General features: G+C 70.5%; 16 protein-coding genes. 4 read left to right on the plus strand and 12 right to left on the minus strand.

All coding sequences use genetic code 11. The features are described from left to right. Positions 1-524: 524 nt before the first annotated feature. Positions 525-1,073, plus strand: coding sequence for an IS110 family transposase (locus tag ACWEVS_RS44720; RefSeq protein WP_452557141.1), 549 nt, complete (start codon positions 525-527; stop codon positions 1,071-1,073). Between the two features lie 311 nt (positions 1,074-1,384). Continuing rightward, the gene (locus tag ACWEVS_RS44725) at positions 1,385-1,861 is read left to right on the plus strand and encodes a hypothetical protein (RefSeq protein WP_452557143.1); all 477 of its coding nucleotides are present in this window, start codon (positions 1,385-1,387) and stop codon (positions 1,859-1,861) included. 126 nt (positions 1,862-1,987) lie between these two features. Here the strand turns inward: ACWEVS_RS44725 and ACWEVS_RS44730 are convergent, their stop codons facing one another. The 11 genes from ACWEVS_RS44730 to ACWEVS_RS44780 all read right to left on the minus strand — a co-directional run bounded on the left by ACWEVS_RS44730 (position 1,988) and on the right by ACWEVS_RS44780 (position 12,375). Beyond that, the gene (locus ACWEVS_RS44730; protein ID WP_452557145.1) at positions 1,988-2,635 is read right to left on the minus strand and encodes a histidine phosphatase family protein; all 648 of its coding nucleotides are present in this window, start codon (positions 2,633-2,635) and stop codon (positions 1,988-1,990) included. A 7-nt stretch (positions 2,636-2,642) separates the two neighbouring features. After that, entirely contained in the window at positions 2,643-3,314 is a 672-nt protein-coding gene (locus tag ACWEVS_RS44735) for an HAD family hydrolase (protein WP_452557147.1), read from the minus strand. Continuing rightward, positions 3,311-3,787, minus strand: coding sequence for a nucleotide triphosphate diphosphatase NUDT15 (locus tag ACWEVS_RS44740; RefSeq protein WP_452557149.1), 477 nt, complete (start codon positions 3,785-3,787; stop codon positions 3,311-3,313). The genes ACWEVS_RS44735 and ACWEVS_RS44740 overlap by 4 nt, the downstream gene beginning before the upstream one ends. Further along, positions 3,784-5,061: an FAD-dependent oxidoreductase gene (locus tag ACWEVS_RS44745; RefSeq protein WP_452557151.1), complete on the minus strand. Its 1,278-nt coding sequence runs from the start codon at positions 5,059-5,061 to the stop codon at positions 3,784-3,786. The genes ACWEVS_RS44740 and ACWEVS_RS44745 overlap by 4 nt, the downstream gene beginning before the upstream one ends. A 91-nt stretch (positions 5,062-5,152) precedes the next feature. Beyond that, a complete protein-coding gene (locus ACWEVS_RS44750) occupies positions 5,153-6,235 on the minus strand; it encodes a glycosyltransferase (RefSeq protein WP_452557153.1) in 1,083 nt (360 codons plus the stop codon). Positions 6,236-6,240: 5 nt separating this feature from the next. Then, positions 6,241-7,398, minus strand: a complete 1,158-nt coding sequence (locus ACWEVS_RS44755; RefSeq protein WP_452557155.1) for a glycosyltransferase family 4 protein — start codon at positions 7,396-7,398, stop codon at positions 6,241-6,243. Beyond that, positions 7,398-8,300: a phosphotransferase gene (locus ACWEVS_RS44760; protein WP_452557157.1), complete on the minus strand. Its 903-nt coding sequence runs from the start codon at positions 8,298-8,300 to the stop codon at positions 7,398-7,400. The genes ACWEVS_RS44755 and ACWEVS_RS44760 overlap by 1 nt, the downstream gene beginning before the upstream one ends. Further along, the gene (locus tag ACWEVS_RS44765) at positions 8,297-9,226 is read right to left on the minus strand and encodes a glycosyltransferase family 2 protein (protein WP_452557159.1); all 930 of its coding nucleotides are present in this window, start codon (positions 9,224-9,226) and stop codon (positions 8,297-8,299) included. The genes ACWEVS_RS44760 and ACWEVS_RS44765 overlap by 4 nt, the downstream gene beginning before the upstream one ends. Next, positions 9,223-10,218 (minus strand): hypothetical protein, encoded by a 996-nt coding sequence (locus ACWEVS_RS44770; protein WP_452557161.1) that lies wholly within the window; start codon positions 10,216-10,218, stop codon positions 9,223-9,225. The genes ACWEVS_RS44765 and ACWEVS_RS44770 overlap by 4 nt, the downstream gene beginning before the upstream one ends. Positions 10,219-10,979: 761 nt before the next feature. Further along, positions 10,980-11,345: a hypothetical protein gene (locus ACWEVS_RS44775; RefSeq protein ID WP_452557163.1), complete on the minus strand. Its 366-nt coding sequence runs from the start codon at positions 11,343-11,345 to the stop codon at positions 10,980-10,982. 169 nt (positions 11,346-11,514) lie between these two features. Continuing rightward, on the minus strand, positions 11,515-12,375 hold the full coding sequence (locus tag ACWEVS_RS44780; RefSeq protein ID WP_452557165.1) for a helix-turn-helix domain-containing protein: 861 nt from the start codon (positions 12,373-12,375) through the stop codon (positions 11,515-11,517). Positions 12,376-12,435: 60 nt separating this feature from the next. On the opposite strand from ACWEVS_RS44780, the gene ACWEVS_RS44785 reads away from it, so the two are divergent. After that, positions 12,436-12,738: a hypothetical protein gene (locus tag ACWEVS_RS44785; RefSeq protein ID WP_452557167.1), complete on the plus strand. Its 303-nt coding sequence runs from the start codon at positions 12,436-12,438 to the stop codon at positions 12,736-12,738. On the opposite strand, the gene ACWEVS_RS44790 is transcribed toward ACWEVS_RS44785, so the two are convergent. Beyond that, the gene (locus ACWEVS_RS44790) at positions 12,684-13,787 is read right to left on the minus strand and encodes a serine hydrolase domain-containing protein (protein WP_452557169.1); all 1,104 of its coding nucleotides are present in this window, start codon (positions 13,785-13,787) and stop codon (positions 12,684-12,686) included. The genes ACWEVS_RS44785 and ACWEVS_RS44790 overlap by 55 nt on opposite strands. A 674-nt stretch (positions 13,788-14,461) precedes the next feature. Here ACWEVS_RS44790 and ACWEVS_RS44795 point away from each other — a divergent pair. Continuing rightward, complete coding sequence (locus ACWEVS_RS44795) at positions 14,462-14,623, plus strand: hypothetical protein (protein ID WP_452557171.1); 162 nt, start codon at positions 14,462-14,464, stop codon at positions 14,621-14,623. Positions 14,624-14,877 lie beyond the last annotated feature (254 nt).

Genomic DNA, 14,877 nt, shown 5'->3' on the forward strand with positions numbered 1-14,877 from the left:
CGCGCGGCGATCGCGACCCTGGTCAACGCCACCTTGCGGATGCGGGATCCGCTGTGGTGGGGCAACGGGACCGCGTGCGCGTCGGATTCGAAGAAAGATCGTTTACTGTTTGGTGGTGCCGGCCAGTGTCTGTCTGTCCCGTGCTGGGTTGATTTCGGTGTCAGGCCGTGACGGGTTCTGTCGGTACGTTCCGGGGCGGACGAGCACGGACCGAGCACAGGCAACCGCACCACGCATCCATGACCCAGGGATGTGTGAACCGCATGGTCAACGCGGTGAACCAGCAGGTCAGTTCATTCGGCCCCTGCGGGTCCGCGGCGCATGCATGAAAATCGGAGCAGAGTCGCCAGCCGACATCGATTCCTCTTTGGCGCAGGTGAGGCCGTGGGTCAGTTTGATCGCTGGGAGCCGTGTCATGGGGCTGCGCATTGTCGCCACGAGCACGACAGTCCGACTCTCACCCATCCCCCTCAGCTCCTGCGGGCGGCTCGTTCTGTCCCCCGGCTCGGAGTAGAGAACGGCACATGGAGGAAGTCCAGGAGATCGAACTACACGTCGAACGGATCACGGCCCTGGATCTGGGCAAGAGTGCGCTGGAGGCGTGCGTGCGGATCCCGCACCCCGCAGGCGGGGGCCGCCGCCTGCGGGAAACCCGGCCGTACCAGACCACCACAGCACAGCTGCGGCAGATGATCGAGTGGTTGCGCAAGCATCATCAGGTCACCCGGGTGGTCATGGAGGCGACCTCCGATCACTGGAAGGGCGTCTTCTACCTGCTGGAAGCCGACGACTTCGAGGTCTGGCTGGTCAACCCGCGCGAGGTGAAGAACCTGCCTGGTCGCGCCAAGACCGACCGGCTCGACTGCGTGTGGCTGTGCAAGAAGGTCGCTGAACGCGGCATGTGCCGCCCGTCGCTGGTGCATCCGCCCCAGATCCGGCAGCTGCGAGAACTGACCCGCTACTGGCGAGCCCTGGCCCAAGACCAAGCGCGAGAGAAACAGCGGGCCGAAAAGCTCATGGAGGACGCCCAGATCAAGTTTCCTCGGTGCTGTCGGACATCTTCTCAACCCTGACCTGGGCATGTCCGGCTGCCGTCCCCGCAGGCGACGGAAATGTCCCAAAGATCATGCATTGCCCCTCCTTGGCGTTTCCTGATAAAAGATCTTGATCCCTATTACGCATGAGCATGACGAGGGTTAAGTGACGATTCAAAAACAGCCTCGCCTCCACAGCCCTGTCGACCGGAGTGCTCTTCGGCAGCGAGCGAGTCATCCAGGCCGCCCGCCGCTTCCGCAACTCCTACACCGGCCCCACGCTGCCCAGCGTGGCGGCTTTCGACGAAAGACTCCTCGCCGCCATCAGCTGAACCATGCACAATCGCGGCATGACATTGCGCATCGCGATTACCGGTCACCGTGGTCTTTCTCCGGACGTCGAGCGCCGCATCGACGCCGACCTGCGCGCTGCGCTCAACCGGCTTGACGACGGAGTGGTGGCGGTCTCCTGCCTGGCTGACGGCGCCGACACTATCTTCGCCAAGGCCGTGCTCGATGGTGGCGGGCAGCTCGAGGTCGTGGTGCCCGCCGCCAAGTACCGGAACGGGCTGCCCGCCGAGCACTGGCCGGTGTACGACTTGCTGATCAAACGAGCTGATCGGGTGTACGAGCTGGAGCGGGTGGAGTCAACAAGCGAAGCGCACATGGAGGCGTCGGCCAGGATGATCGAGCTGGCCGACGAGCTTTGGGCGGTGTGGGACGGTCTGCCCGCCCGTGGGTACGGTGGCACCGCCGATGTCGTCGAAGCTGCCCACACCGCCGGGCTTCAGGTTCGGGTGTTCTGGCCTGACGGGGCGGCCAGGTAGAGAAGAAGGTCGACGCCTGTGAGGGGCTCATCGTGACCGTCAAAGGCAAGGGCAGCGTCGTGGCCAGTGGTCCGCGCGAGCCATACATCGTCGAGCCGGGCTCCAGCTGGCACACCACCGCCCCGTTCAGCCCAGGTGGCCGACGTCGTTGTGCCCAGTCAACGCCCACCGCCAGCCGAGTCCGGGCATCGTCCAGGACAGCGGCTGCTGCTGCCACGTCGTGACAGCGGTCGGGTGGCAGGCGAAGCTCACCGGCATGACTTCGCCAGCGGGGACGCCGGCGAAGTGGTGGTGGGCGGCCGCGATCGTCTCCCCGTGCGCGACGATCAGGATCTTCTCGCCGCCGTGCCGGTCGAGGATGGCGGCGATAGCGGCTCGCGCCCGGGCAAGGAACGCCAGCCACGACTCCGCGCCGGCAGCGATCGGCCGGTCCGGATACAGCGATGGGGCGTCGCCAAAGTCTGCGACCACTTTGTCCCACGGCAGCCCTTCGGCGGCGCCGTAGTCCGGTTCGCGCAGGCCCGGCTCGACGATCGGCTCGACCTCGAGGACGTCTCCGACGAGGCCAGCCGTCTCCAATGCGCGTCGCAGGGGCGTGGCGTAGATGACGTCGACGGGCCGGGCGGCCTTGGCGAGGCGCGCGGCGAGCCGCTCGGCCTGCTGCCTGCCTTCCGGGGTCAGGCCGCGGCAGGTGCGCATCCCACCGATGATCTGTTCGCGGTTGCACCAGGCTTCGCCGTGGCGGGCGACGAGAAGCTCGGTCGGTTCGGCCATGGGGCCGTCACCTCCTGGAAGGGTCGAGGGTGTGCGGGGCGAGCCGGTCGAGGTGGCCGCGGGCCAGCGTGTAGGCGTCGGGCAGGCTAATGCCGGTGTAGTCGCAGGTCGCGGACGCTGCCAGCTCGGGGATGGCGTTGACGGCGACGCTGATGGGCGCATGGGCGAACAGCGGCTGGTCGGACAGGGAGTCGCCGTAGGCGATCCACCGGCCGGAAGGGACCCGGTACTGGGCGAGCAGCCGGCGGGTGATGGCCACCTTGTCGCGCGGGGCGAGGATGCCCGCCGGGTCGAGCGGCTGCCGCATCGGCAGCGGAGGGAACCGCGAGCCGGCCACGTGATCGAAACCGAGCTCGCGAAGGTGGTCGGCGTAGAAGCCGGGCGACATGGTGATGACGGCGGCGTGCTCGCCGCGGGCGTGGATGTCGGTGACGACGTCGGCGATGCCGTCCAGCCACGGTCCGGCGGCGAACGTCTCGGCCACGATCTGCTCGGTGAGCTCGGACCACAGCTGGTGGAGGCGGGCGGCGAACCCGCGGGTGGTGACGCGGCCGGCCGCGAACGCCTCCTCCAGGTCGAGCACCTCGCGCTCGCAGGCGAGCGCCTGTGACAGGCGGATGCTGGCGGTGGTGCCGTGCAGGAGGGTGCCGTCCATGTCCATCACGTGCAGGGCCGTCATCGGCGACCTCCGGGAGTGAACGCGTACAGGGTGACGGGCTCGTGGCAGGGCGCGGTGTGGCCCAGCAGGTGACCGGTCGCCGCGTACAGCGGGCTTGGCAGCGCGTCCGGCGGGAACCACCGCCAGGAGGCGAAGACATCCGTTTCGGTGACGGCTGGTGGTGTGGCGCCAGCGGTCATGGCGACGCCCGCTGTCACCCGCACCGTTTCCGCGTCCGGGTGGTCCAGCACGATCGCGACGGTGCGCGGAGGGCCGGCGTCGGCGATGCCGGTCTCCTCCACGAGCTCGCGCACGGCGGCCGTCTCGAACGTCTCACCCGGTTCGACCGAGCCGCCCGGCAGGCACCACGAGCGCGTCTCGCTGGCCTTGATGCGCTCGCCGAGCAGGATCCGCCCGTCTGCGCGGGTGAGGAAGACGCCGACGCCGATCACCCGCCGCGCCCCCACCCCGGCGCCTGCGCTCGTGCCGGTCATGACTGCTCCCAGGCGGCGGCGAGGGTGGCGGCCGCATAGTGTCCGCTGATCATGGCAGCGATGATGCCGCGGAACAGGCCGCACGCGTCGCCGGCGACCCAGGCGGGGGCGTCCAGCAACCGCAGGTCGCCGTCGAGGCGCGGGTAGCGGCCGACGCCCTCCAGCGTGGGCCCGATCAGCATCGTGCCGTCGGCGGCGATGGCCGGGAACTGGCCGATCAGCTTGTTCACCCCGTCGAGGAGGAGGTCGCGCAGCCCCGCCCCGTACACCTCCTCGAGGCGGGCCAGCGCGCCGCGCTCGCCTGCCAGGACGTCGGCCAAGGCGATGGTGAGGTGGCAGGCGGGGTCGCCGAGCGCGTTCAGCAGCGGCGGCAGCAGCTTGCCGGCGAGCGTCTCGTCCAGGACGCGGACGTTGAACCCGGTGTTGGACCGGCCGGTGGGCGGGCAGTCGGAGCGGCCCGACACGGTCCACAGGCCGCTGGTTTCGGTGGCGACGGTCTCCCCGGCCCGGCAGACGCAGAACGTCCGCCATTCGGCGTTCTCGCCTGGGTCGCGGAAGCGGAGCTTCGGGTCCAACTGCGGCATGTCGGCGAAGAACGCCAGCCCGGCCGGCTGCTCGATACGCAGCCCGGCTTCGAGGCGGCGGAACCGCCACGCGCCGGTGAGGCCGTCGAGGGCGAGCGGCCCGAACCGGCCGGTGGCGACCAGCAGACGGCGCGCCCCCAGCGGCGTGTGGCGGCCGTCGTGGTCGAGGACGAGGCGAAACATGTCGGCCCCGCGGTCGTAGCCGACGGCCGTCATGTGGTGGCTGGTGAGCACGTGCGCGTCGAGCCCGTCGACGAGGCGGCCGGTCAGGTCGAGCCGCGCCTGCAGGCTCAGGTAGTCGCTCGGGTAGTCCTTCAGCACCCAGGCGCCGTCGCTGATGCTGTAGGCCTCCGGGTGGTCGGGGAACGGCGGGCACGACAGGCCGGCCTCGGCGAGGACGCCGGTCGTCCACGTGTAGGCGGCCTGCAGTTCGGCGGCGCGCGGCAGCGACCACAGGGCCGTCGCCGACGGGTAGAAGGAGAACTTGCCGTCGGAGAACAGGCCTGCGCCGCCGTGGCCGCGGGTCGTCTGGTGCGGGTTGTGCCGGTCGCGGTCGGCCACGGGCAGGCCGGCGTCGATGAGGGCGACGTTCAGGCCGCTGCCGTTCAGGCGCGCGGCGGCGGCCAGACCGGCCGGGCCGGCGCCGAGTATCGCCACGTCGACGGTGCCGAGGTCGCGGGAGGTGGACACGGCTTCTCCTTCACACGGGATTGGGTAGGGGGCATGCTGAGATCGCCCGGCGGCGCGCTGCGGTGCCGCCGGGCTCGAACCGGGCGGGGTGTTAGGTGCGGCGGTGGTGGATGGCCTGCTCGTACACCTCGAGGCAGGCGGCCGCGTGAACGTCGGCGGTGAACAGATGGGACCGTTCGGCCGCCGCGCGGCGCAGCGCCTCGCGGTGGATGGCGTCTGCGGCGAACCGGTCGAGCGCGGCCGCCAGGGCGGCGGGGTCGCCGGGCGGCACGATCACTCCGGCGGATCCGGCGAGCTCGGCCATGTTGGCGACGTCGGTCGCGATGACGGGCACGCCGTGGGCGAGGTAGTCGGCGATGGCGCCGGACCCTTGGAAGGTGGAGACGGGCTGGTAGGGGAAGACGCCGACGCTGCTGGCGGCCACCAGCGCGGCGCGGGCGGCCGCCTCCATGTAGATGGGTGCGACGGTCAGGTGGGCGCGGCCGTAGCTGCTGGTGCCCGGCTGGAGAGTCACGCCCGCTTGGGCGGGGTCGTCCCAGAACGGGCCCGCCAGGTGGAAACTCACCGGCTGCCGGAGCTGTGCGAGCGCGGCGATCAGCCCCGCGGCGTCCTTCCATGGGGCTGGGTAGCCGTACAGGCTGGCCAGCGGCGCCCCTCCTCCACGTGCCTGGGCGGGGATGGGAATGCCGGCGGGGATGGTGGTGGGCAGGAACGCCACCCCGTACGGTCCTGAGGCGGGCAGGGCGCGGGCGGCGTACCGGCCGAAGTACACGTAGCCGTCCATGCGGTGCATGCTGTCGGCCACCGCCGCGCTCAATCCCGGGTCGGGCACATGCTTGCGGAACAGGGTGGGGGCGAGGGTGTGCACGTGGTAGACGATCGGCGGCCGTTGCCGGTCGCGCCACATCAGCGGCAGCAGCTGCTCGATCTCCAGGTTCCCGAAGTGCAGCGACACCACGTCGAAGCCGCGCAGGCTGGCGTCGGCGAGCGTGGAGGCGGCCGCGATGATCTGCTCCGACGTCCAGAACCGGCCCAGCTGCTCGTCGTAGGGCGGACCGGCCGAGCCGAGCCGCTCCACCGTCGCACCAGCGGCGGCCAGGCCGCGCTGCAGGACGTCGAGGTAGGGCGGGATGCTGCCTCCGTCGTGGCGGGGGCCGACCAGCAGGATCCGCATCCGGCTCACCGCCCGGCCGTCAGCCGGTCGGCCAGCAGCTGCTCATACATGGCGAGCGTGTGGGCGGCGTTGCGGTCCCAGTCGTAGCCGTCCGGGAGGGCGCCGTGCAGCGGCGGCCTGCGCTCCAGCAGGGCGGCCAGGTCGGCTGGGTCTCGCCAGGTGGCGCCGGTGATGCCGTCGACGATCAGCTCGGCGGCGGTGCCCAGCCCGGCGGGCAGCAGCGCCGGCACGCCGCAGGCGAGCGCTTCGGCGATGGCCAGGCCGAAGCCTTCCCAGCGCGAGGTCGACAGCAGGTAGTCGCTGCTGCGGTAGACGGAGGGCAGATCGTCGTCGTCGACGTCCTGCACGACCTGCACGTGCGGGTGGTCGGCCAGCGTGACCGGGTATTCGACCCAGCCGTGGCCGAGCACGACGGTGACGGCGGCTTTGCCGGCCAGGGCAGGCAGCAGCTGCTGCAGCCGGTCGGCGCCTTTCATCATGGTCAGCTTCCCCACCCACAGCAGGCGCGGCGTCTCCCAGCGCGGCCCGGTCACGCGCTGCCACAGCCCGTCGGTGTCGGGGCAGTCGTCGGCGAGCGGGCTGCCGCCGAGCGTGGAGCCGTCCCGGTCGAGCCGCAGGAGGCGGCCGCTGGAGATCGGCGAGGTGCGCGGCCCGGGCCGGAAGCGGAGCCGGTCGACGCCGTTGGCCAGGACCGGCAGCCGGTGGCCGTAGGCGGCGGCGATGTCGCGGGCCGCCCATTGGCTGACGGCGGCGCCGGCGTCGGCCACGTCCAGCAGGGCCTGCTCGGCGGCCGCGAACGCCTCCGGCGCGGCCATCGTGGCGGCCGACAGGTCGGCGCGCACCATCACGGGCACCCGGTCGCCGGCTGGGCCGCTGGCGTAGTGCAGCAGCTCGGCTTCCCACGTGGAGCATTCGGCGACGTCGACGGCCAGACGGTCGAGGGCGGCGGCGACGGCGGCGCGGTGCGCCTCCAGGTCCTCGGTGCGGGGCAGCGTGAGCACGTCGACGCCCGGCCGGGACGGCAGCGGGTGCGGCGTCTCCTGCGTGATGAAGGTGATGTGGTGGCCGGCGTCGGCGAGCCGGTCGGCCAGCTGCCGGTAGACGGTGCAGATGCCGCCGCGGGTGACGGCGTGCAGGTCGCGGTGCACGATCGCGATTCGCATCAGGGGGCCTTCCCGGGGTGGAGGACGGTGGAGCGGAAGCCGTCCCAGTCGGCTTCCAGGGCTGCCAGGCGGGCCTCGCGCCACGCGCTGGACTCGGCTTCGCGGTGGGTGCGCAGTTCACGGGTGAACACCATCGCCTGGTTGAGCGTGAACGCCGCCCGCCAGGCGGGGTCTGCGGGGATGCGGGCGGCGATGAGGTCGCGGGCCGGCCCGGCGTCGCGCAGCAGTACCCACAGCAGCGCCAGGTCGAGGCCGGGCAGGAAGAACCCGGCGAACTCCCAGTCGAGGAACGCCACCGGGCTGGCGGGGTCGTCGGTGAGCCAGATGTTGCCGGGCAGGGCGTCGCCGTGCGCGAAGCAACGTCCGGGCCCGGCGTGCGCGAGCAGCTCGGTGAGCACCTGGTGGTCGGCGTCGTCGAGCAGGCCGTTGCTCCGGTAGCGGTCGATCCGGCCGGCGTAGTTCCAGCCGTCGGCGTTGATCGGGGCGGCGGGCAGCCAGCGGGCGAGCGCGTCGACAGCGTCCAGCACCGCGGTGAGGGCGGCGGGGCGGAGCGGCCGCCGGGGGTAGCGGTCGGCCTCGAGCGGCTCGCCGGTCAGCCGCTCGACGATGAGGACGCCCGCCTCAGGGTCGGCGGCGACCAGGTGGGGGGCTCGAACGGGCGGCGGCGTCTTGGCGAACGCCTGATAGATGCGGATCTCGCGGGCGAACTTGTCCCGCCAGAACGGCGCGACGTCCAGCAGGAGCTTCGCCACGACCGGCTGCCCGTCGCACGTTCCGGCCACCAGCACGGATTTGCCGGTGACGTGCAGCAGCTGCCCGGGTGTGAAGGTGGGCTGCAGGCGGCGGGCGGCGAGCACGGCGGCGTCGCGGGCGGTGGCGTCGCGGGCGGCGTCCGATGTCATGGCTGCTCCTCGGTGACGGCTTCGGCGAGGCGGCCCGGCAGGTCCGCCTCCTCCAGCGTCCCGGTCACCAGCCCGTACAGCAGCCGGATGACACGCTCGTAGTAGAAGTGGGCCAGCGGACGCCCGGCTGTGATCTCCCGTTCGGCGAGGTCGTAGGCGGCCATCAGGTGGCGGCGCCCGGCCGCCGCAGCGCTGTCGCGCGGGACGGGCCAGCGGCTCATCAGCCGCTGGTGGGTGGAGCGGAAGGTGTGCAGCCGGCCGCCGGTGCCGGCGGTCGGGCAGCTGGTCATGCTGGCCGGTTCCCGCAGCCGGTGGTAGACGACGGTCGGCTGCTCCAGGTGGGCGAACTTCAGTCCGTGGCGGTGGTGCAGCTGCAGCCACATGTCCCAGTCCTCTTCCACCGGCAGCGTCTCGTCGAACACGGCGCCGGTGCCGTGCAGGCTGCGGGCGACGACCGCGGTGACCGGGATGTAGTTGGCGACGTCCAGCACGCCGGCGTCGAACGGAAAGTCGAAGACGTGCTCGGCGTGCACGGCGCCGCCGGGGATGGTGCGGCGGCTGCTGACCGGGCACGCGCTGTACACCAGGTCGCCGCCCGACTGCTGGAGGGCGGCGACGGACGCGGCCAGGTGGCCGGGCAGGAACACGTCGTCGTCGTCGAGGAACGCCCAGAACTGTCCGGTCGCCGTCAGCATGCCGGCGTTGCGGGCGGCCGGCAGCCCGCGGTTGCGTCCGAAGGTGACCAGCTGAGCGTTGAGCCTGGCCGGCAGAGCGTCGATGAGCGGGGTGACGTCGCGGCCGCCGTCGTTGACGACCACCACTTCGACATCGACGCCGTCCTGGGCGGCGACGCTGTCGAGCGCCTCGGCCAGCAGGTGCAGCCGATCCTTCGTCGGGATGATCACACTGACGGTCGGGATGGTCATGCCGCCTCGCCCGCGTCGAGCGTCTCCAGCAGCGGCCGCATGTCGCCGTCGTGCCGCCACGTCAGCAGGTGGGCGCTACGGCACAGCTCGCCGATCAGGGCTTGGCCGTCGGCGACGAACGCTCCCACCGTCCGCCGCTCGTACGGCAGGTGCCGCGGGTTGTAGGCCGCATCGAACACCCAATCCAGCCGCAGGTGCTTTTCCAGTTCGCTGCTGCCGCCGCCCGGCCGGGGACGCTCGCCGGCGGCGGGCGCGAACTCGGGGAACACGACGACGACGCGAGCCTTGCCGGGCCCCGCGCACGGCACGGCGACCGGGTTGGGCTGGCCGAAGCTGGCGAAGGTGTAGTCCAGACGCACCTCGAGTCCGCGCCGCTGCTCGGCGGGCATGGCCCGGTAGCGGTCGACGTCGACGCCGCACCCGTCCCACGGCTCGGGCAGCAGCTCCTCCATCGCCAGGTAGGTGCCGATCTTCACCGGGATGGGGGTGGGCAGCGACGTCACCACCAGCCCGATCTGGCCGTCCGGGTCCGGGTAGACGATCAGATGGTCGTTGGAGACGTAGTCGAAGCCGTGCCGCAGCACCGCGTCCAGGGCGAGCGTCGTCTTGCCCGCGCCCTTGTCGCCGGCGATCACCACGAGCAGGCCGTCCTTGTGGACTGCGGAGGCGTGCAGCATCGCGTACCGCTGCCGTTCGCAGTAGGCGACCATCACCTCCCGGACCGCCTTACGGACGCCGATCTGCAGCGCGGCCGCATCTGCCGACCACACCTGCAGGTGGCGGCGGCGCGGGTCGGCGCGGTAACCGACGCCGTACCCGTCGACGTCCATGACGGGGCTCGGTGTGGCGAGGCGGGCCTGCACCCGCCAGTACGGGCGGCGCTGCCCGGTGTGGGGGGCGTAGAAGTCGTCGAGGTAGGCCAGCACCTCCGGGTGGTCGGTGGCCACGGCGACGCTCACCTCGCCCAGGGCGTACACCTGCTCGCGGGTCATGGTCACCGGCTCCTCTCCGGTCGTGTCACTCAGATCTCCTCCTTGCTCGATAAAGGGAGGATGTGGCGGGACGGTCGGTGACGTTCACGCTGAACCAACCGGCGTTCGCGGCCTACGCTCGGCTCGTCCGCCTCGTCACCTAGGATTGCTGGCCGCCCAGAGCACCCGGTGTTGCCGCAACATCGCAGCAACAGGCGAGGGAACTGGTTGCGATGGACAAGCACGACGGCGCAACGGTGGTGCGTCGAGGCAATTCGCCGTCATGGGCCCGCGCTTGCCTGCGGTCTCAGGAGACGGCGGCCGGCTGTTGCCCCCCGTAGTCGCCACGCCGGGTGAATCTCGAGACCGCAGGGTTGTTGTGCCTGCCAGGCATCCCACCAGTGGCGGAGCTGCCTTCCAAAGGGGGCGCAAGGCCCGCCAGAACTCAGCCTCGGCATCCAGCATCAGACGGCCGAGATCGCTAGGATTGCGAACTTCGACCACGCGCCCTCAGCTCGTGAGTTCCGCCAAGTTGGCCGTTGGCTTTGGCGTCAGCTGTCGCCGCTTGTCGCGCAGGGGAGACTGAGGCTCGGAAGGGGTGGACACCGCCGGAGGGTGGTTCGCCGGGGGGGAGCGTCGAGATTCTGAGGACGCTGCCTGCTCCTACCTGTCGCATGCTGGAGCGCCCAGAGCATGATCGATTCCATTCGTCCTCGCCTGGTGGGGGGCGCCTCGGGCTACGCGCGCGGTACGTCTTGACCAGAGTCGAAAGGACATGCTGATCAGGCGAGATACTCAGCCAGGCCGACCAAGGGCTCGGCTTCGCGATGTTCGGCGTAGCGCTGGGCTGCGCGTCGTGCGGTTGCATCAACGTCGTCAACAGGAAGGACGGCGTAGACGCGTGCTCCTCGGTGGTCGTGCTGCCCAGTCCAGAAGGAAAAGCGCGTTCCGTCACACCAGATGATGAGATCGAGCCAGAGAGAAACCAGGGCGACGCCGCGGTGCTCGTTGACATCCGCATAGATGCCAAGCTTGCCCAGCTCGTCTTTCAACAGCATGGAGGCCACCGCGGCCGCCGTCATCGGCACGACGACGGCGGCAGGTTGCGCCGGTCTGCTGTGGCATGGGCATTGCTGGGCAGCGAGCATGGCGACAACTCCTCCGCGGGCGGAAAGGGGTGGATGCCGAACGGCAGATGCGCGCCTGCGCGGTCGCCCGAGGCTGCACTTCTCCGTTCCTCGGAGCCGCCGCGAAGCGGTGTGCACATGACGTTAGGACGGGGAGTTTGCGCAGCTCAATGTTGTTTCGAAAAGTTTCTTAAAGATCTTGGCGGGCGGCGTCGATCAGTGCGTGTGCGGACTGTCCGTAGACACACGCCTCGGCCAAGGCACTGAAGGCCTTCTCGTAGACCGCGATGTCATCGGGCTTCTTGATACGGAATTGCGCGGCGAGGGCGTCGACGCGGACCTGGTCGGAGTCGTATAGCCAGAAGTTCTCTGGGGGCATGACCGGCGGGCGTGTCGTCGCAGGCAGGATGCCGAGGCTGACATTCGGGTTGTCGTGCGTGTAGGTCGCGAGCTTGTCGAGCTGGGCCGCCATGCCGGCAGGCTCCAGCATGGGGGTACGCAGGGCCTGCTCGCCGAGCAGGAACATAAATCGGCGGGTGCCGCCGAGCGTCTCCTGCTGGGCTAGGCGGGCGGTGACGGCGCGCTCGATGTCGTCGGGGATGCCTCGGAAGTTGATGATCGTGGCGAGGTGAGCATGGGCGTATTCGCGGGTCTGCAGGAGGCCGGGGATGGCTGAGTGCTGCCAGACGCGTAGCTGGGTCGTGCGTTCGTACAGGCTGAGAAAGGCCTCCTGGATCTGGCCGAGGCCAGTCTTCTCCAGCCGTCGCCACTCGGTGTATAGGGAGTCGATGTGGCGGGCAGCGGCGATCAGGTCGGGGATCTGTTCTTCGGCGCCGCAGGCTCTGGCCCATGCGCGGATGTCGTCTTCGGTTGGGAGCTGGATGCCGTTCTCGATCTTGGAGATGCGGGCTTTTCTCCCGCTCCAGCCCATGAGTTCGGCCAGACGTTCCCCGGTCAGTTTCTGCCCGTCCGCTCTGCTGCTGATCCGGAGCTCTTTGAGTCGTCCCGCAAGAGCCTTTCTTGCCTCGACGATGGCTTCGGTGGTCGCCATGGGGGATCCTCTCGGCTGATGATGTCGCGTCGTAATCGACGCTACGCCGGGAGTAGCCGCATGTCTGCGATGTTTCTTAGAAATCTTGAAGAAACTCCCACTCTCGCCGACACCGCGCCGGACGCGCCCGAGCCCGTGAAGCTCACCTGCGTCGCCTGGGGCGGCGGGCTGCAGAACGAGAACTGGGACATCCTCGTCCAGCTCAACCCCGACGGGACCGCCAAGTCGGCCGAACAGCAGGGCGATGCCTACATGACCGGTATCGGCATCTTCAGCAAACGGTATCCGGCCCGCACGCCGGGCACGCCTCAGGACCGGGCGCTGTGTGGCGCGACCGCGGCGCACAGCGCCCGGTCGATGTAGCGCTCCTGCGCCTCCTCGACCGGATCGGGCTGCGCGGGCACGTAGCCGCCGCGGTTGTAGCCGATCGACACCTGGCGCATGCCGTCCCTACTGGAATAGGTGAGGGTGGACATGCCCCAGACCCGGCCGGTGTTGGTCCAGAACTCGCCGCAGCGCCGCGTCTCCCGCGCGATGCCGAGTCCGTACGCGAGCGGTTCGGGACCGCCTACGTCCACCGGAACCGTGCGCTGCATCTCGGTGACCATCGCCTGGCCGATGATCCTCCCCTGGAGCAGGGCGCGGTAGAAGCGGTTGAGGCCGTCCATGCTGGACACCAGCGCGCCGCCCATGTTCGCCCACGACGGGTTGTAGTCGCTCACCTCCAGCTCGGGGTCGAACAGGCCGCCCAACCCCTCGTATGCCTTGGAGTGTGGCTGAGGGAGCCGGTGCGAGGTGGGGAAGAAGGTGTGGCGCAGGCCGGCTTTGCCGATCACTTCACGGGTGACGTAGTCCTCGGCGCGCACGCCGGTCACCCGCTCCAGCACCAGGCCGGCGATGGCGTAGTTGGTGTTGGAGTACGCGCCGGGCGTGGAGCCGGGGACGCCGGTCGAAGGCTGCTCCAGGCCCAGCTTCACCAGGTGTTCGCGGGTGAAGGAGCGCAGCCGGTTGGCCTCGAAGCTGCCAGGGGTGTTGAACAGCGCCGCCACGTGGTCGCCGATGTGGCTGGTGTGGTTGAGCGCCATGCGGACCGTGATCGCCTTGCCCCGCTCCCCGGGGATGAGCCCGGGGACGTAGCGGTTCACAGGGGCGTCCAGGTCGATGGCGCCCTTCTCGACCTGCCGCAGGACGGCGGCCGCGGTGAAGGTCTTGGCGACGCTGCCCGCGCGGTGGTACATGCCGGGGCGTAAGGGCCGCTTGTTGGCCAGGTCCACCACGCCCGCGGCGCCGCGCCACACGCGGTCGCCGGCGCGGACACTGCTGTAGACGCCGTGGATGCCGGCCCGCTGGATGTTCTGCAGGCCGGCCTGCAGGGCGGCGCCGTCGAGAGGAGGACGTACGGCCGCCGTCACCGCGGACGACGTGGAGGGAGTCGCGAGCGCCGCGGTCAGGGCGAGGGCCGCTAGGCCCGAGGCGACGGCCGGTCGCCGGACGTTGCACAAAGTGGGCCGCCTTTCCTGGTAGGGGAGGTCGGGAGATGAGTTGAGATCACACGAGAACGAAGCTCGTCGCCATCCTCACAGCGGCCCACCCCGGCGCGCCTCCTTCCGGAGATCGGACCTCCTCGCCCGGGCGGACGACCACCGCGGGTGACAGGGGGAAAGGCCTCCTGCTCCCGCTGTACGCCTCAGGGCGTACAGCGGGAGCAGGCCAGGAGACCCTCCGGCCGGCCTCCTGGGACGTCGAACGTGCCGTCGGAGGTGCTGTTGCTCCGGGTGAAGGCGGCCATCACCCGGAATTGGTCGTCGCAGGGAACCCATCCGGGCGGTGAGTGAACCACCTTGGGTTCCGTGAAACTTAATCTCTTGTCGGACACCCGAATCCGCGCGGTGGCCACCCGCTACGACAAACATCTACCTGGGAACCATCACAGTCGCGGCCTTGGTCATCTGGCCCCGCAAGAACGCCACGGCGTGGGGCCGCCCGCGACCCGCCGACGACGACGGGCTCGCCGCGTCCCTGCGTCACCACGACACCGGCCGGCCGCTCACCCGCGACGAGCTGGAGGCCACTCCTGCGCACCCGGATGGCGGCCGCCGCCGGCGAGCGGCTGCCGCTGCTGGAGGCCGGGGAGGCCGAGGCGGTCGCCGCGCTGCTCGACGAGCTCGCCGCCCGTCACCCCGGCGAAGGCCTCGGGCAGCTGGCCCGGGAGCTCGCGGTCCGCCTGTATGACTGGATGGGGCTGTAGCCATGGGCGCTCCCTTCGGCGCCGGGCGCCGCCACAACGTGCTGCGAGGCAACGGCGCTTGGGCAGGCAGCGACAGCCGCAACGGCGTCGCCGCCCGTGTCTGGCCCGGCCCGGGCCTCACCTGGTGGGGCGCATGACCGCTCCCACCACCCCCGCACCGGACCCCGACCGGCCGCCAAGGGAAAGGAGCCCCTCCATGCTGCGTAACCGTATCTTCGCCTGGCATCTGGAGCTGAAGAACGTGCACCAGCGCC

Source organism: Nonomuraea sp. NPDC003754 (assembly GCF_053605785.1).